Source organism: Pseudomonas sp. LBUM1640 (assembly GCF_059716225.1).
In genome coordinates this window covers 5998793-6016089 of sequence record NZ_CP166816.1, presented here as the reverse complement: position 1 = coordinate 6016089, position 17297 = coordinate 5998793, and the positions used below count along the sequence as shown (strand labels likewise).

Sequence of the window (17297 nt, the reverse complement as noted above, 5' to 3'; positions counted from 1 at the left end):
GCTACCCAATGCCTGGCCCACGTCGTTTTCCCTTACCGTTGATCGCCGCTTTTTTTGCGCTGTATGTGATCTGGGGTTCTACCTACCTGGTGATTCGAATCGGCGTGGAATACTGGCCGCCGTTGATGTTGGGCGGGATTCGATTCCTGGTGGCGGGGTTGGCGATGTACGGCTATTTGCGCTGGCGCGGGGCGCCTGCGCCGACGTGGGTGCAGTGGAAGGCCGCGGCCAAGATCGGCATTTTGCTGCTGACCTTTGGTAATGGCGCGGTGACGGTGGCCGAGCACACGGGGGTTGCCTCCGGTGTTGCCGCGTTGGCGGTGGCGACGGTGCCGTTGTTCACCTTGCTGTGCGGCTACTTCTGGGGCGCGCGCAATACTCGCCTGGAGTGGGCCGGGGTGGTGCTGGGGATTATCGGCATTGCCATGCTCAACATGGGTTCCAACCTGCAGTCGAGCCCGACGGGTGCCATGTTATTGCTGTTCGCCGCTGCCTCCTGGGCCTTCGGCTCGGTGTGGAGCAGGCACTTACCGTTGCCGGCGGGCGCCATGGCCAGTGCGGCCGAGATGATCATCGCCGGTGCCTTGCTGTTGGTGGGCAGTGCGCTGACCGGTGAGCGCCTGCATTCCATCCCGCCGATTGAAGGCTGGCTGGCCTTGGCGTATCTGGCTGTGTTTGGCTCGATCATCGCCTTCAATGCCTACATGTACCTGCTCAAGCACGTGCGCCCAGCGGCAGCGACCAGTTACGCCTATGTGAACCCTGCGGTGGCTGTGCTGTTGGGCATTGTGTTCGTCGGCGAAACCATCGGTATGGAAGAAGCCTTGGCGATGCTGGTGATCATCAGCGCGGTGCTGTTGATCAGCCTGCCCCAGTGGCGCAAGCCCAAGCCCAAGCCGGAAATAAGGTAAACTGCGGCGCATTACGCCTATGCGCTGAATTTTTCCTACGGTAAACACATGACTTTCGCCACCCTTGGCCTGATCGAACCCTTGCTGCGCGCCCTTGAGACGCTTGGCTACCAGACCCCGACGCCGGTGCAGGCGCAAGCCATTCCGGCGGTGCTGGCCGGTCGCGACCTGATGGCCGCGGCCCAGACCGGCACCGGCAAGACCGCAGGTTTCGCCCTGCCGCTCCTGCAATTGCTGACCATGGAAGGGCCGAAAGTCGCCGCCAACTCGGCGCGTGCGTTGATCCTGTGCCCGACCCGCGAGCTGGCCGAGCAGGTTCACGCCAGCGTCGCCGAGTACGCCCAGCACCTGCCGCTGACGACGTACGCGGTGTACGGCGGCGTGAGTATCAACCCGCAGATGATGAAGCTGCGCAAGGGTGTCGACATTCTGGTCGCCACGCCTGGCCGCCTGATCGACCTGTTCCGCCAGAACGCGCTGAAGCTCAACCAGCTGCAAACCCTGGTGCTGGATGAAGCCGACCGCATGCTCGACCTGGGCTTCTCCGAAGAGCTTGCCAACATCTACCGCATGCTGCCGAAAAAGCGCCAGACGCTGCTGTTCTCCGCGACCTTCTCCGATGAAATCCGCCTGCTCGCCGGGCAGATGCTCAACGACCCGCTGACCGTGGAAGTCAGCCCGCGCAACGTCGCCGCCAACACCGTGAAGCAATGGGTGGTGCCGGTGGACAAGAAGCGCAAGGCAGAGTTGTTTGTGCACCTGATGCGCAAAGGCCGCTGGAAGCAGGTGCTGGTGTTCGCCAAAACCCGTAACGGCGTGGATGCGTTGGTGGATAAGTTGCAGGGCCTGGGCATCAACGCCGACGGCATTCATGGCGACAAGCCACAAGCCACCCGCCAACGTGCGCTGGACCGCTTCAAGTCCAGTGACGTGCAGATTCTGGTAGCCACCGACGTGGCGGCGCGTGGTCTGGATATTGAAGACTTGCCGCTGGTGGTTAACTTTGACCTGCCGATTGTGGCTGAGGACTACATCCACCGTATCGGCCGTACAGGCCGTGCGGGTAACACCGGCGAGGCGATTTCCCTGGTGTGTGCCGATGAGGTGAACATGCTGTCGGCCATCGAGATGCTCACGCGTCAGACACTGACCCGCAAGATGGAGCCGGATTTTGAGCCGGAGCACCGCGTGCCGGACACCGATGCCAGTGGGCAGGTGGTGAAGAAGCCGAAGAAACCGAAGAAGCCCAAGGCTTCGGGTGGCGGTGGCGGTAAGCGCAATTTGGGTAAGTGGGTGGACAGCGGGGAGGTCGCGCCGTCGGAACCGTCGATTAAACCGGTGCGTAAAGTACCTGTTTTTAATACGGGGCCGCGTAAGAAGAAGTAAGTCTTTTGGTTGATTAACGAAGGCTTGGTGAATTAAGTGAGCGGTGCAATGCCGCTCACTCGACGCCCTATAAGGTGTCGAAACGACAGGTTGATAGTCGTATAAATTTATATGTGTGTTTCTCCCTGTGTCGAAACTTTTGGTCATCATCTGCCCTGTAAGTAGTGGGAACTCAGAACTCTCGCTGGCCACTGATATCGTAGGCTAGAAACTAACGATATAGGCACAGTGAGGTTCTTATGGCTATTGTTCCGGTTGCGATTGTACTTACCGTGTTGGGTCTGGTGAAGGCAAAAGAAGCCAATGAAAAAGTTGAGGCGCAGAACAAAGAAAAGACGTGGAATCAGTTTACACCTCGTTTGGATCATGCCTTCGACAAATATAAAGCGCATGCTGCGCGGAATGAGTATCCGCAAGCGATCAATGCGCTAAAAGAATATAGGGATGTGGGCCGCCAGCGTGGGTCATTCCCGAAGCAAGACGAGGATCAGATAAACTCGATGATTAAAAGTTTGACTTTTAAAGCCCAAGACAAAGGCAGGGAACTGAGTCGTGATTTCAAAGCCAAAGAGCAGAGTTTGAAGGACGATCCTTTGGCGCTCGCTGATGCTCACCACCAGTACATAGAAAAGTTGAAGGCTGTTCTACCTAAAGACGATACTTTCTTACGCAAGGAAGTGGAACACTATGAACGGTTAAATCCCAAGATCTCGCTATACGATTGATCTCAGGCGCCACGGAGCGGCCTCCTGGCCAATGGACTACCCACGTGCGTTTCCATACGGGGTTGACTTAGTGTCAACCACTCAAAAAACGCACCGCCATTCGCCCTCCGGTAAAGCACCTCGCTTGCAAATACTCGTCTGTCGGTGCTCGACGGGCGTCATAGAGTGGTTTTAATATCAATTTAAGTGGAGCGTGAGTATGGCTGTTTTTCTAATACCGTTTTTGGCAATTCTGGCAGGTGGGGCTGCAGTTACAGGTGCCGGTCTAGGCGTTATTGAAGCTGGAAAAAATAAGGCGGCGAATGCCGCTAATCTTGAAAATGCAGTAAAAAAGGGTAATGAGATATTCGCCGAGGTGAAAGCGCATTTGGCGTCGGGGGCTCTTTATCCCGCTTTCCGGGAATACAAGAAGTACGTTGAGCATATGGAAAGTCATTTTGATATGTCGTCGGAACAGAAGCAGGCTAATGTAAAGAATTATGATGATTTGAGAAGCGTTGCGTTAAGCGAGTATCGAAAAATGCACCGTGAATACCAGGCAGAAGCTGCCGTAGCTTACGACGCAGGTGAAGAACCCTTCAAGTTACAGGCTGACTATATCGCTAAATTGGAAACGCTATTGGGGCCAGGCGCACCGAAGGTTAAAGAACTAGAGAACTCGTTTGGGGCGAGTTACAAGGTTTATAAATACGGTCTCACACCCAATTAATCGTGCGGGTGGAACGTGTTCTTTATGCGTCAGTCATGGGGTAGCACATTTCTGTAGTGGCAGGTGTACATGTCGAGATTAGGTGGCGAATTTAACAGTCTGTCGCAAGTAGTCATAACGGCGTTGGATGATTTGGAGCGTGAAGCGTTAGCGCACATTTATCAGCCACCCACTCCACTGTCTGCGGAGGGTGCGATACAGCGATTTCCGATGGATGAGCATGTGCTCAACGCTTTGCAGGAGGTTGATCAGAGGGTGCGCACGGTCGTTATCGATGTACGCGCGAAACAGAACTCAGATTTGCCGTTTTTTCGTGGCGGCCTGAGACAACCCTTGCAGTGAAACCAAGTGTGGGGCGCTCCTGCCTCAGTGTCCCCACTCTTTTTTCAGCGCGAGGGCCGCTTACCTGAGGTTATTCAGCCACGTTACAACGCCATGCCCCGCCGCCCGCCCGCTGGCAAAACACCCCGTCAGAAGGTAGCCACCCGTCGGCGCTTCCCAATCCAGCATCTCCCCGGCACAAAACACGCCCGGTAACTGTTTGAGCATCAACCGCTCATCCAGAGCCTCAAACGGCACGCCACCGGCGGTGCTGATCGCTTCATCCATCGGCCGAGTTTTCACCAATGTCAGCGGCAGCGCCTTGATATCCACCGCCAATTGCGCCGGATCATTGAAGTGTTCCGCAGGTGCCAGCTCACGCAGCAGCGCCGCCTTGACCCCGTCCAAACCCAATTGGCTGTGCAAATGCTTGCTCATTGAGCGCGAACCACGTGGTTTGGCCAATGCTGCCTGCACTTTGTCCAGCGGCTTGCTCGGCAACAGGTCGATGTGCACGGTGGCCGAGCCGTTACGGTTGATCGCTTCACGAATCGGCGCCGACAGCGCGTAGATCAAACTGCCCTCAATGCCGGTCGCGGTGACCACGCATTCGCCCAGCCGAGGCTTGTCATCCGCCAAGCCGATGGCGACGTTTTTCAACGGCGCGCCGGCGAATTTGCTGACCATCAACTCGCTCCAGGCCGACACCTCGAAGCCACAATTGCTCGGTTGCAGACGTACATACGGCACGCCTTTATCCTCCAGCAATTTGAGCCAGGCGCCGTCAGAACCCAGGCGCGACCAACTGCCACCACCAAGGGCCAACAACACGGCATCGCTGTGGACAACGTTCTCGCCCTCGGGGCTGTGGATAACCAAGTCGCCCTCGGCATTCCAGCCCAGCCAACGATGCCGAGTGTGGATAACCACGCCCTGGTCCCGCAGGCGCTTGAGCCAGGCGCGCAGCAGCGGGGCGGCTTTCATGTCTGTAGGAAATACGCGGCCGGAAGTGCCGACAAAGGTCTCGATGCCCAAACCGTGTATCCATTCGCACAACGCCTCGGCCCCGAACGCGCGCAGCAACGGTGCCAGGTGCGGCGCACGCTCGGCATAGCGCGACAGGAACGCCGGGTAGGCCTCGGAATGGGTGATGTTCATGCCGCCCACGCCGGCCAGCAGGAATTTTCGCCCGACCGAAGGCATCCCGTCATACAGGTCCACCCGCACGCCTGCCTGGCTCAAGACTTCAGCAGCCATCAGCCCGGCTGGGCCGCCGCCGATAATGGCAACGTGGGAGGGAGCAGTAGCGGACATCAGCAAGCCTGGTCAAAAACAAAGGGCGCCCATTGTAAGCAATGCCGCGCCATTGTGGTGGTTGTAAGAGTGGTTGTGGCGAGCCCGCTCGCCACAACAAGCGGGCTTGCCACAGGGAGAAGCGTTACCCGGCTCGGTCAGGCAAAGCCGGTGTTGGTGTTGGGCGGGTATTCATCCTTGCGGTCAGCGTCAGTGATCGGGCCGCCAGTGAGGCCGTATTTGTCCAGGGTTGGTACCAGGTTGCCGAAAAACGCGTCCTGTTGTTTTTCCCGTTTCACCACCTCGATGATCGGGAATACGAACGCGGTGACGATGCCCACGCCCGCTGCGGCCCAGCCGAGTACACCGGCGAAGGTGCCGGCAATCGCCGCTGCATCGGCCACGCCGAACAGGCCCGCGCCGCCCTCGATGATCGACGCCACCGCTGCGCCAGTGCCCAGGGCACCGCTGGTGAGGGAGAAGCCGGCATTGAGTTTGTCCCCGGCAAACGCGCTGTTGACCCCGCTGATCAGGCCAAACACGCCGCCGATAAAACTGCCGCTGCCGCCGACGATCTTGCCCAGGTTGCCCAGGCGGTTGAGGCCGTCGGTGTTCTGCACCATTTTGCCGGTGGGGAAATCGCCGATGCCCTGGGGTTTGGTCGGGTCGATCGGCGTGGGTTTCCAGGTCATGCCGTAACCGGCTTCCTTGGCGTATTTGGTGCCGCCCTCGGTGATCAGGCCGGCAAACTGCATGCCCGCCGCCACGCGACCGGCGTTGTCCGCCGGGCTGTTGCCGCCCGTGGCGGAGCGCGCCGCCAGCACGCCACCGGCCAGCAGGGCGCTGCCGATATGCAGCAGGCCCTGTTTGTACGCGTCGCTGGCGTTGAGTTTGAGGCCGTCCACTGCCTTGGGCAGCACGTCGCTGATCTTCTGGCCCTGGCGATTCACGTCCCACATCGAGCGGATCAACGAGATCACGTCCTGCGGCTTGATCTGCGCGCCAGTGGCGTCCTTGAACATGTCCGGGTCGTCGGCCATGGCTTTCTCGATGATGGCCGTGGTCTTGGCCTCATCGAAATTGCCATTGGCATCGCCGAACGCACCTTTGAGCACGTCGTCGTTGGCGCCGTTGACCAGGGTGTCGGACACCGCCTGGTTGACGTACTGCTGCACCGTCGAGGAGTCCTGGGCCGAGACCTTGTCGCCGAGAAACTCCTTGAGCAACTCCGCGTGGGCGGCGTACTGGCCGATGGCAGTCATGGGGTCGGCGTTTGGCTGGGCGAGGGCGTCTTGCAAGTCTTTGCCGTTGAGAATGTGATCCTTGAAGTACTGCTCGATGTCCCCGGATTTGCCGGATTTTTCGGCGATCGCGCTTAGGTCCACATGGCCGTCGCCGCCCAGGGCCAGGTCGGTGAGGGTGGCGTCGGTGCCGGCCAGGCTCAGGGCGTCGATGATCGACAACGGTTTGCCATCGGCACCCTTGGTGCCCAGGGCGGTGTTGATCACGTTGCCGCTGTTGATCTGGCCGTCCTGGTAGGCCTGCAGTTCATGCTTGATCGCCGGGTCGCTGTTGACGATATCGCGCATGCCCGAGGCCTGGTGTTGCGACAGGAAGGTCTTCACGTCCGGGTCACTGGCCAGCTTGCCGATGGCGGCGTCGAGCTGGTCGGTGACTTTGGATTTGGTCGGGTTGAGGTGGTAGTCGTTGTCGGCGGTGATCCCGGCGTACAAGTCGCCGTCACCCACTTTGTCGCTGGCGGCCATGCGCGCGCGGGCGTCGCTGATTTCCATCATCACTGCGGCTTTGGTCTTGCCGTCGTAGTTCTCTGGATGTTCGAGCACGTCCTTGGTCAGCTTGGAGGTGTCGACGTCGGCCACCGAGCTGCGCACCGAGGCGTTGCTGAGCATCATCAGCACGCCGTGGTCGTCCTTGGGCGCCTGGTTTTCCAGCCAGGCGCCAATGTTTTTCTGCTGGGAGATGCCATCGGCGCTGGCGGTGGCGGGCAGGTCGCCGGCCATGTCGAGGGTGCGCAGCATGCCGGGGGTGGACCAGTAGCCGGCAGCGCCGGTCAGCTCGGGGCTCAGGCCCGAATCCTCCTTGATCGCCTTGAGGTTGGCGGTGTTCAGGCTGCCATTGTTGGCGCGCTGGTTGGGCCCCTGCATTTCCGGGCCGGCGCTGCTCACCAGGGAAATATTGGCCATGACGATGGCGGCGGACTTGGCGTTTTCCTTGGCCAGGCCAGTGGCGTCGGGGTTCTTGCTGAGGAAGGTGCTGTAGGACTTCGAAGCGGCCGACAGATCCTTGTTCGATTGGCCGATGAATTTGTCCACATCGGCGTGGGTAATCACCCCATCACTTTTACCCAGGCCACCGCTGTCGAGGGCGTTCATCAGGCTCGGGCTGCCGGCCAGGTACTTGAGGCAGGCCTGGGCTTCGGGCGGCAGGTCGGCGGGCGGGTTGGAAAAGTCGATCGGGCGGTCATGCAGGCCCCATTTGTCCCAGTTGTCGCTGAGCATTTTCGAGGCCGCGCGTGGGCGGTCGAGGTCGCGCTCTTCCTGGGTCGGCGTGCCGCTGGTGTTGCCGACGATCTTGTCCCAGTCCTTGGCACTGGCGTATTTGGAGTTGTCGATCCAGCTGGTGTCCACTGCGCCGCCGACGCCGAAAATGCCATCGGACTTCTTGACCACCGAGGCGTACAGGTCGGGGCTGATAGCCTGGGACACAATGATCTTGTCGCCGGAGGCGGTTTCGTAGCGGATCAGCCCATGGCCGAGTTCTTCCGGGGTGCCCACCAGGCTTACGCCGCCGCTCTCATCGGCACTGGCCAGGCGGTAGCCAGCGTTCTTGCTGTCGTTGATCAGGCCCCAGGTCTCGCCGTCGGACTTCACTTTTTCGTACAGGTCGACGTTGGTTTCCTTACTGACGACCACCTTGTCGCCCGACAGGGTTTCATAGCGAATCATCCCCGGCCCCACTTCGTCAGCCGGGCCGATGGCTTTGTAGGTGCCCAGCCCCGGCGCGGTGTCGCCAGCCTGGGCAATGCGGTAGCCGTCGGCCTTGCTCTTGTTCAGCGCGTCGACAGCGTCGACCTTGCCGGCCATGCCGTCGAACAGGTACGGGGTCATCTGCTTGATAATGATGATGTCCTTGCCGTCGCGGGTTTTCAGTTCCAGGACGTTGTCGGAGACCTTGGTGATGCTGGCGATATTGGCCAGGGGCACGCCGGTGTTGCTGATGTCGGCCAGGTTCGGGTCGTTGAGGCGCTTGATCGCCTCCTGGTCACCGGTGGCTTTGACGTCGGCAATCTTCTTGTCCCTGGTGTTGTCGGTAACGGCCAGCACCTTGAAGTTGCCGGGAGGCGCGGCTTCCTTGAAGCCGGTCAGCGCGCGGGACATTGCCGCGTCGAAGGTGGCGGCGACTTTTTTCAGGGCGTCGTCATTGCCGGGCGTCGCGCTACTGTCGATCTTGTAAGTTGCCATCGCTAAGTACTCTGAAAGCGGGGGAGGCATTCAGGGTGACGATGGGGTGCGGCAGTTTTGTTGCAAAACTGCCGCAAACGCCAAGTTCCACAACGTTTCACGGCTGTGGACAAATATCTGATCAAAAAACGTACAGTTTCTTCCGCACCATACTGCGGCTGGCTTTCAGGCCCTTACGCTCAAGTTATCCACAGGCCGTTCCACAGGCATTGTGGGTAACGCTCACAGTTCAATGACAACCTGATGACGTCCACACCCGTTGCGCACTGTGGTGCAGGATGCCGTGGCGGCGGGCCAGGGCCGGGCGGTCTTTGCTGTAGCCGCCGCCGATCACGCCCATCACCGGAATGTCGCGGCCCAGGCAATGGCGCATTACGCTTTCATCGCGCGCGGCGACGCCTTCGTCTGTCAGCTTGAGGTAACCGAGGGCGTCATCCTTGTGCACATCCACGCCGGCGTCGTACAGCACCAGGTCGGGTTGGTACAGCGGCAGCAGGTAGTTGAGGGCGTCGTCGACCACCTTGAGGTAGTCGGCATCACCCATGCCCATCGGCAATGGGATGTCCCAGTCGCTCTGGGCCTTGCGCGCCGGGAAGTTCTTTTCGCAGTGCAGCGACACGGTGATGGCGTCCGGCGTGTCGTGGAGGATACGCGCGGTGCCGTCGCCCTGGTGCACGTCGCAGTCGAAGATCAGCACGCGGTTGACCCGTCCGCTGGCCAGCAGGTAACGGCTGATCACCGCCAGGTCATTGAAGATGCAAAAGCCCGCCGGGTAGTCGTAGTGGGCATGATGGGTGCCACCCGCCAGGTGGCAGGCCAGGCCGTGTTCGAGGGCTTGCTCGGCCGCCAGGATGGAACCGCCCACCGCACGCACCGTTCGCCGCGCCAGGGCTTCGCTCCACGGCAGGCCGAGGCGCCGCTGGTCCTCGCGGGACAACTCGCCGCTCATGTAGCGTTCGATATACCCAGGTTCATGGGCCAGGGCCAGCATCTCTGGCGGGCACAGTGGCGGGCGCAGGAGTTGGCTGTCTTGGGTCAGTCCGGTAGACACCAGGTGGTCGCGCAACAGGCGGAACTTGTCCATCGGGAACCGGTGGTCCGCCGGGAACGCTGGGCTGTAATCATCGTGGTAGATCAATGGCAAGGGCATGGGATTTTCTGACGGGAACCTGCGAAGGATCTTACCAGCGCTGTACACTCACGCACATGGCAAGGGAGGGGACCCATGGAGCCGATACTGGAATTGGAAAGCGCACGCTTGGTGCTGCGCCAATGGCGCGACAGCGACTTGCCGGAATTTGCGCGCATGTGCGCCGACCCGCAGGTGATGCGTTATTTCCCGGCCAAGCTGAACCACCTGGAAAGCGCCGCGCTGATCGGGCGCATTCGCGGGCATTTCGCCGAATACGGCTTTGGCCTTTGGGCCTTGCAGCGCAAGGACACCGGTGAATTTATCGGCCTGACCGGGTTACTGAATGTCAGCTTTGAAGCGGACTTTACCCCGGCGGTAGAAATCGGCTGGCGCCTGGCCCGCGAGCATTGGGGCCTGGGTTACGCCAGTGAAGCGGCCTGGACCGCGTTGCGCTGCGGTTTCGACCGGCTGCAATTGGATGAAATCCTCGCGTTCACCACTGAAACCAATCTGCCATCACAAAAAGTCATGCAGGCCATCGGTATGCATTACGATCCGCTGGCTGATTTTGAACACCCCAAGGTCGCAGCCGATGACCCGCTGCGCCATCATGTTTTGTACCGCATCACCCGCGCCCAATGGTTGGACACGCTGCACGGATAAGCAGCCCGGAATGCCCTATCGATTGTTGTAGGAGTTGCTCTATGAGCCAAGTATTGGAAGATCTGGTGGACTTGCTGACCCTGGAGCCGATCGAGGAAAACCTCTTTCGCGGCCGCAGCCAGGACCTGGGCTTTCGCCAACTGTTCGGTGGCCAGGTGCTCGGCCAGTCGCTGTCGGCTGCCAGCCAGACCGTAGAAGAAGCGCGGCATGTGCATTCGCTGCATGGTTATTTCCTGCGCCCCGGCGATGCTTCATTGCCGGTGGTGTACTCGGTGGACCGCGTACGCGATGGCGGCAGTTTCAGCACCCGTCGTGTCACGGCGATCCAGAAGGGCAACCCGATTTTCACCTGCACCACCTCGTTCCAGTACGACGAACAAGGCTTTGAGCACCAGACCACCATGCCTGTGGTGGTGGGCCCCGAGAACCTGCCCTCAGAGCTGGAGCTGACCAAGCAGCGTGCGCACCTGATTCCTGAGCACATGCGCGAAAAACTGCTGTGCCCCAAGCCGATCGAAGTGCGCCCGGTGACTGAAAAAGACCCGTACAACCCGCAGCCGTCCGACCCGGTCAAATACGTGTGGTTCAGGGCCGACGGCGCCCTGGCCGACTCGCCGGCGCTGCATAAATACCTGCTGGCCTACGCCTCGGACTTCGGCCTGCTGACCACCTCGTTGCTGCCCCATGGCAAGACCGTTTGGCAGAAAGACATGCAGGTTGCCAGCCTCGACCACGCGCTGTGGTTCCACGCCGACCTGCGCGCCGATGACTGGTTGCTGTACGCGATGGACAGCCCATGGGCCGGCAACTCGCGTGGTTTCTCGCGCGGCAGCGTGTACAACCGCGCCGGGCAACTGGTGGCGTCGGTGACCCAGGAAGGCTTGATTCGCCATCGCAAGGATTGGGCATGAGCCTGTCGCACGTTAAGCATTGGGTATTTGATATGGACGGCACCCTCACGGTGGCCGTGCATGATTTTGCAGCGATTCGTGTGGCCCTGGAGATCCCGCCCGAGGACGATATCCTCAGCCATCTGGCGGCATTGCCGGCGGAGGTGGCGGCGGCCAAGCATGCCTGGTTATTGGAGCATGAGCGCGAGCTGGCGCTGGGTTCGGTTGCCGCGGTGGGTGCGGTGGAGCTGGTACGCGAGTTGGCCGGGCGCGGTTATCGCCTGGGCATCCTGACGCGCAATGCGCAGGAGTTGGCGCATATCACCCTGGAGGCGATTGGCCTGGCGGACTGTTTTGCCATCGAAGATGTATTGGGCCGTGACGATGCGCCGCCCAAGCCGGATCCAGGTGGGTTGCTGAAGTTGGCGGCGGCGTGGGCTGTGTCACCCGGTGAGATGGTGATGGTCGGGGATTACCGCTTTGACCTGGATTGCGGCCGGGCGGCGGGCACCAAGACGGTGTTGGTGAACTTACCGGAGAACCCGTGGCCGGAATTGGCGGATTGGCATGCCGAGGATTGCTCGGCCCTGCGCCGGATGATCTAACCCAGACACTGAAGATCAAAGGTGGGAGCGGGCTTGTGTGGGAGCCGGGCTTGCCCGCGATAGGATCACCTCGGTATGGCTGATAGACCGAGGTGTTTGCATCGCAGGCAAGCCAGCTCCCACAAAAAGCCCCCTCCCACATTTTTAACCCAGTCGTGTCAGTTACTTCGCGAAGAGTACCTTCTGGCCTTCAGGCGAAGTAAACATCCCATCGCCGTTATGCCCGACTCCCGGTACTTCCACCAGCTTCTGAGCCAGCTGCGGATGGCGCGCCTTGAGGTAGTCAAAATAGTTGTGCCCACGAATCAGGCGATACGCGCCCTGGGTTTCGGCTTCGCAGCTTTTATCCAGCGCCGGGTGGTTGGGGTCGGTGTCTTGCTGGCCCAGCAGGTAAGTGATGTTGCGTGACACGTAAGCCTGCTCAAGCTGCTGCGCACTTTCGCCTTTGGCGTAGGCGGGCAGGTTTTGCATGCCGTATTTCCAGTCGTTGAAGCCTGGGCAACTGGCCGTATCGAATTTCACCGGGCGCTGTGGGCTGAAGTAGGCATAGGACGACGGGTTGGCCACTACATAACGCAGGCTGATGCCTTCGGTTTGCAGCATCGGGTGGTCGTGGCCGGTGAGGGCGAAACGCTGCACCACCTGGCCGCCGCCGGAATGGCCGGCCACCACGATTTCTTTGAGTGCCGGGAACAGCTTGCGGTTGCCCAGGTGCTTGATGATCTGGTCGAGCGCGCCGTAGGAACTGACCTGGCCTGGGCCGGTGGAGGGCTCGCCGGCCATCCAGTCATTGCCGTTCCAACGCAGCACCTGGCTGTCGAGGTGGTTGCGCTTTATGTCTGAGTCATTCAGAAACTGCGGCGCGATCACCAGAGTAGTGGTGGCAACCCCGGCAGCACTGGCCGCATCTTCGCCGCTTTGCAGGTAGGTCTGCGCATTGCGCAGGCGACCGTGCACGATGATCAACGCGCGGGTGACGTTGGGCAGCGGCTGGCTCCAGTCCTGGCTCAAGCCCAGGCTGAGGGCGCCGGCATCCAGCTGAAAACGATCGGGACTGACCACTTTGACGCCGTGTTCTTTTTCGGCGGCCCAGGTGGAGGAGGAACAGGCAATCATCAAACCCAGCAGTAGACCCAATCGTTTATTCATTTAGAGACTCTTGGCCGTAAAGGTGTCGCATTGAGTGATCTGGCCCTGGGCGAAGCCGGTCTTGAACCAGCGAACCCGCTGTGCCGAGGTGCCATGGGTAAATGAGTCCGGCACTACGCGCCCTTGACCCTGTTGCTGCAAACGGTCGTCGCCGATGGCGTTGGCCGCATTCAGTGCTTCTTCAATATCACCAGGCTCCAGCCAGTTCAGGCGTTTTTGCGCCCGGTTAGCCCACACACCCGCGAAGCAATCGGCTTGCAGCTCCTGGCGCACCAGCAGGCCGCCGTCGCCTTGCATCTGCCGGCCCTGTTGGCGCGCGGCTTGAATCTTGGCCGAGATGCCCAGCAGCGTTTGCACGTGGTGCCCGACTTCGTGGGCGATCACGTAGGCCTGGGCAAAATCACCGGTGGCCTTGAAGCGTTGCGACATTTCCCGGAAGAAATCCAGGTCCAAATACACTTGCTGGTCAGCCGGGCAGTAAAACGGGCCGCTGGCCGAGGTGGCGCCACCGCAGGCGGAATTCACCCGGCCACGGAACAGAATCAGTTTCGGGTTCTTGTAGGCCAACCCATTCTCCTTGAACACCTGGCCCCAGGTGTCTTCGGTATCGCCCAGTACCGCGCGGACAAAATCGGCTTGCTCGTCGTTGGCCGGCGGCGCCTGGCGCGATTGCGTGCTCACCGAAGGCGCTTGCTCCATCTGGCCGGTCAACTGGCCGAGGATCTGCAACGGGTCCTGGCCGGTCAGCCAGCCGATCCCGACGATCAGCACAATCGCCGTCAGGCTCAGGCCCTTGCCGCCGCCAAACCGCATGCCGCCACCGCCACCACCACTGTCATCACGCGCATCTACCACGTTGTCGCTGCGTCGGCCTTTTTTCCATAGCATGGGGCAATCCTCTCGTTAAACCTGTGGAACACTTTTCTAACAGCAGTGTTGTTGGTGCGTAGGCATGGCGCCAGCCCGGCTGTCCGACAAGAGACGAGAGTTGCCTAGTATCGCTGCTGTCAGACCGTGTAGGCAGGGGCGCCAGATGAAAGTTATGTCAGTCGCGGCAATAGCCTTCGCCGGTATCGACGATCAGGCAGTCCTTTTTATCCGCCAGCCATTTCAGGCCAGTGGCTTCACCGTCGCCGGCGCTCAGCTGTTGCGGGCCGTCCGGGCGGGTAAAGGTGATGCCGTCTTCGTTGGCTTCACCTTTGAAGGTGCCGGCGTCGTCGGCGTCGAGGCCGTATTGCATGGTTAGAAGGTAATGGCCACGGCCGATGCTGTCGTCCTTGGCGATGGTCAAGTTCAGGCCTTCAACGCCGATCCACTTGCCGACCCATTTATCGGTGGGCGGGGTGGCCGGCACCAGAGTGGCTTGCACCGACGCCGGGGCGGGTTTGGGGGCTTCCTTGGACTCTTGGTTACAAGCAGTGAGCAGGGCGAAGGCAGAAAGAACGAAGAGTGTTTTTTTCATAGCGGCAAGGCCTTGGTTAAAAAGTGTGCAACGCGTGGGGGAACGTGCAGCGTTGGACTCAAATCCCATGATTTAGTGCGCTGTTCGCACGGTGTTTGGTTATGCTCTTGGGGCACACGTAGGCCCGGCTGCTAGATTACCGGGTTGAGTGCTACCGCGTTCAGTGCTCTGCGTTCAGCCCGCCATGCAAGAGGATTCAATGACTGTCAGTACACCCCTTTCCGGCGTCAACCATCCTTTCAAAGGTATCTTGTTGATTGTGGTGGCGACGTTTCTGTTCTCCAGCCACGACGCCTTGTCCAAATACCTGGCCGGGTTCTATCCGATTGTGATGGTGGTGTGGGCGCGTTATCTGGTGCACACCTTGCTGATGGCCGGTATCTTCCTGCCGCAATCGGGCTTGCGTGTACTGCGCAGCAAACGGCCAGGGATGCAGGTGGTGCGGGCGTTGTGCTTGTTGGGCACCAGCCTGTTTTTTACCGCCGCGTTGCATTACATCCCGTTGGCGGAAGCCACGGCGGTGAACTTCCTTGCGCCGATCCTGGTGACAGCACTGTCGGTGCCCTTGCTCGGCGAGCACGTGACCCGTGGCCAATGGCTGGCGGTGATCTGCGGGTTTGTCGGCGTGCTGATCATCATCCACCCGGGCGGCGAGCTGTTCACGCCTGCGGTGTTGTTGCCACTGTGTTCGGCGCTGTTCTTCTGTTTCTACCAATTGCTCACGCGCATCCTCAGCCAATACGACACACCGACCACCAGCAATTTTTTTGCCGGCCTGTGCAATACCTTGGTGATGAGTGCGCTGGTGCCGTTCTTCTGGCAGCTGCCCACGCTGTGGCACGGCGTGCTGATGTTGGCGCTGGGCACGTGCGGGATGACGGCCCACTTGATGTTGACCCAGGCCTTCCGCTTCGCGGCGCCGGCCTTGCTGGCGCCGTTCGGCTATTGCCAGATCGTGTTTGCGGGGTTGTTGGGCTGGCTGGTGTTCAACCACACCCCGGATGTGACCACGGTGGTCGGCATCGGGGTGATCTGCATGAGCGGGTTGGCCGCTGCCTGGCAGCAGCGGCGGCGTTGAATCAAGCGTCGACTTGGGGAATCTTGCGCGGTGCCATGAAGTACATCCACGTCAGCGCAATGAAGTACATCGCCGGGATCAGGGTGAACAGCACGGTGTAGTTATTGTTCGTGACCGTGAGGATATGGCCGACGATCTGGGTCATGAACATGCCGCCGATGGCCGCGCACATGCCGCCGAAACCGAACACCGTGCTCATCATGTGCTTGGGCGTGTAGTCCATCACCAGGCTCCAGATGTTGGCAGTCCAGGCCTGGTGCGCACCGATGGCCAGGGAAATGGCGAACACCGCGACCCACAGCTGGCTGGAGCCGGCCGCCATGATTACGCCGACGATGCAGCAGGCAAACAGCAGCATCGACAACAGCCGCGCCTTGATCGGATTCATCCCACGGCCGATCAGGAACGACGACAGAATCCCCCCACCCACACTGCCGAAGTCGGCTGTCAGATAGATGATGATCAGCGGGATGCCCATCTGGGTCACGTTGATGCCCAGGTTGTATTGCTGGTTCAAAAACGGCGGCAGCCAGTACAGGTAGAACCAGAACACCGGCGCGGTCATCGCGTAGGCGAGGGCGAAGGCCCAGGTGCCACGCATGCGCAGGATACGGCTGAAGGGGACGCTCGGTTGTTCGGGTTCGACTTCCTGTTGCACGTAGTCCAATTCGGATTGTTTGACCGTCGGATGGTCTTCCGGGTTGTAGTACTTCAACCCCCAGAACACCAGCCAGATCAGGCCCAGCGATGCCATGCACAGGAACGCCGCCTGCCAGCCCCACACGTGGAGGATCAACGGCAGCAGCATCGGCGTCATCATTGCGCCCACATTGGTGCCGGCGTTGAAGATACCGGTGGCCACCGCGCGCTCACCGGCCGGGAACCACAGGCGGGTGGTCTTGACGCAGGCCGGGTAGTTGGCGGCCTCGGTCAGCCCGAGGACGAAGCGACAGACCATAAAACCTACGGCCGAAGTGGCCAGGCCGTGGGCCCCGGTGGCCAGGCTCCAGAGCAGTACCGCGCAGAAGAACACGCGCTTCACGCCGACTCGATCAATCAGCCGGCCTTGCAGCACAAAGCCGATGGCGTAGCCAACCTGGAACCAGAAGTTGATGTTGGCGTAGTCCATCGCCGTCCAGCTCATTTCCTTGGCCAGGATCGGTTGCATCACGCCCAGAGCGGCGCGGTCGATGTAGTTCAAGGTGGTGGCGAAGAATACCAGGGCCAGCATGCCCCAGCGCGTCTTGCCCACGGCCATGGCGCCGCGGATTTTGTCGCCGATGCCGGCGTGCGGGTTGCCCGGGCGCGCGGCCAGGGCGGGATTTTGCAGAGGCATGAGGTCGTACCCGTTTTTTGAAATTTTTATGGTGTGTTCTGGGTCTTGGTGCAAGTTCGATGGTGCGCAGCGGTTAAAACATCGTCAATTCGCCAAACGGGCATAGTGTTCGGTAATCGCACGAAAAACTAACTGGTTCGTACATTTTAATTGCT

Annotated in this window: 15 protein-coding genes; 8 read left to right on the top strand and 7 right to left on the bottom strand. The window is 60.4% G+C overall.

All coding sequences use genetic code 11. The features are described from left to right. Positions 1-8: 8 nt before the first annotated feature. The 4 genes from yedA to ACA065_RS26690 all read left to right on the top strand — a co-directional run bounded on the left by yedA (position 9) and on the right by ACA065_RS26690 (position 3731). On the top strand, positions 9-911 hold the full coding sequence (yedA, locus tag ACA065_RS26705) for a drug/metabolite exporter YedA (protein WP_497692205.1): 903 nt from the start codon (positions 9-11) through the stop codon (positions 909-911). Positions 912-959: 48 nt separating this feature from the next. Next, positions 960-2297, top strand: coding sequence for an RNA helicase RhlE1 (gene rhlE1 / locus ACA065_RS26700; RefSeq protein ID WP_497692204.1), 1338 nt, complete (start codon positions 960-962; stop codon positions 2295-2297). 239 nt (positions 2298-2536) lie between these two features. Then, complete coding sequence (locus ACA065_RS26695; protein WP_497692203.1) at positions 2537-3022, top strand: hypothetical protein; 486 nt, start codon at positions 2537-2539, stop codon at positions 3020-3022. A 199-nt stretch (positions 3023-3221) separates the two neighbouring features. Next, positions 3222-3731: a hypothetical protein gene (locus ACA065_RS26690; protein WP_497692202.1), complete on the top strand. Its 510-nt coding sequence runs from the start codon at positions 3222-3224 to the stop codon at positions 3729-3731. 402 nt (positions 3732-4133) lie between these two features. Here the strand turns inward: ACA065_RS26690 and ACA065_RS26685 are convergent, their stop codons facing one another. From ACA065_RS26685 to ACA065_RS26675, 3 genes are all read right to left on the bottom strand, one after another. Continuing rightward, positions 4134-5366, bottom strand: a complete 1233-nt coding sequence (locus tag ACA065_RS26685) for a TIGR03862 family flavoprotein (protein WP_497692201.1) — start codon at positions 5364-5366, stop codon at positions 4134-4136. A 137-nt stretch (positions 5367-5503) separates the two neighbouring features. After that, positions 5504-8827 carry a type III effector HrpK domain-containing protein gene (locus tag ACA065_RS26680; protein ID WP_497692200.1) on the bottom strand — a complete coding sequence of 1108 codons (3324 nt, stop codon included), beginning with the start codon at positions 8825-8827 and terminating at the stop codon, positions 5504-5506. 229 nt (positions 8828-9056) lie between these two features. After that, positions 9057-9977, bottom strand: a complete 921-nt coding sequence (locus ACA065_RS26675; RefSeq protein ID WP_497692199.1) for a histone deacetylase family protein — start codon at positions 9975-9977, stop codon at positions 9057-9059. 75 nt (positions 9978-10052) lie between these two features. Here ACA065_RS26675 and ACA065_RS26670 point away from each other — a divergent pair, with 75 nt between their 5' ends. The 3 genes from ACA065_RS26670 to ACA065_RS26660 are packed head-to-tail and all read left to right on the top strand — an operon-like array spanning position 10053 to position 12117. Beyond that, on the top strand, positions 10053-10622 hold the full coding sequence (locus tag ACA065_RS26670; RefSeq protein WP_497692198.1) for a GNAT family N-acetyltransferase: 570 nt from the start codon (positions 10053-10055) through the stop codon (positions 10620-10622). 41 nt (positions 10623-10663) lie between these two features. After that, complete coding sequence (gene tesB / locus ACA065_RS26665) at positions 10664-11533, top strand: acyl-CoA thioesterase II (RefSeq protein ID WP_497692197.1); 870 nt, start codon at positions 10664-10666, stop codon at positions 11531-11533. Next, positions 11530-12117 (top strand): HAD family hydrolase, encoded by a 588-nt coding sequence (locus tag ACA065_RS26660; protein WP_497692196.1) that lies wholly within the window; start codon positions 11530-11532, stop codon positions 12115-12117. Before tesB ends, ACA065_RS26660 begins: the two co-directional genes overlap by 4 nt. Before the next feature lie 162 nt (positions 12118-12279). On the opposite strand, the gene ACA065_RS26655 is transcribed toward ACA065_RS26660, so the two are convergent. The 3 genes from ACA065_RS26655 to ACA065_RS26645 form a co-directional block, all read right to left on the bottom strand. Next, a complete protein-coding gene (locus ACA065_RS26655) occupies positions 12280-13266 on the bottom strand; it encodes an alpha/beta hydrolase (RefSeq protein WP_497692195.1) in 987 nt (328 codons plus the stop codon). Further along, positions 13267-14154, bottom strand: coding sequence for a KPN_02809 family neutral zinc metallopeptidase (gene ypfJ / locus ACA065_RS26650; RefSeq protein ID WP_497692194.1), 888 nt, complete (start codon positions 14152-14154; stop codon positions 13267-13269). 157 nt (positions 14155-14311) lie between these two features. After that, the gene (locus ACA065_RS26645) at positions 14312-14728 is read right to left on the bottom strand and encodes a lipoprotein (RefSeq protein ID WP_497692193.1); all 417 of its coding nucleotides are present in this window, start codon (positions 14726-14728) and stop codon (positions 14312-14314) included. A 199-nt stretch (positions 14729-14927) separates the two neighbouring features. Between ACA065_RS26645 and ACA065_RS26640 the strand changes: the two genes are divergently transcribed. Further along, positions 14928-15806, top strand: a complete 879-nt coding sequence (locus ACA065_RS26640; protein WP_497692192.1) for a DMT family transporter — start codon at positions 14928-14930, stop codon at positions 15804-15806. Between the two features lies 1 nt (position 15807). Here the strand turns inward: ACA065_RS26640 and ACA065_RS26635 are convergent, their stop codons facing one another. Next, positions 15808-17142, bottom strand: a complete 1335-nt coding sequence (locus tag ACA065_RS26635; RefSeq protein ID WP_497692191.1) for an MFS transporter — start codon at positions 17140-17142, stop codon at positions 15808-15810. Positions 17143-17297 lie beyond the last annotated feature (155 nt).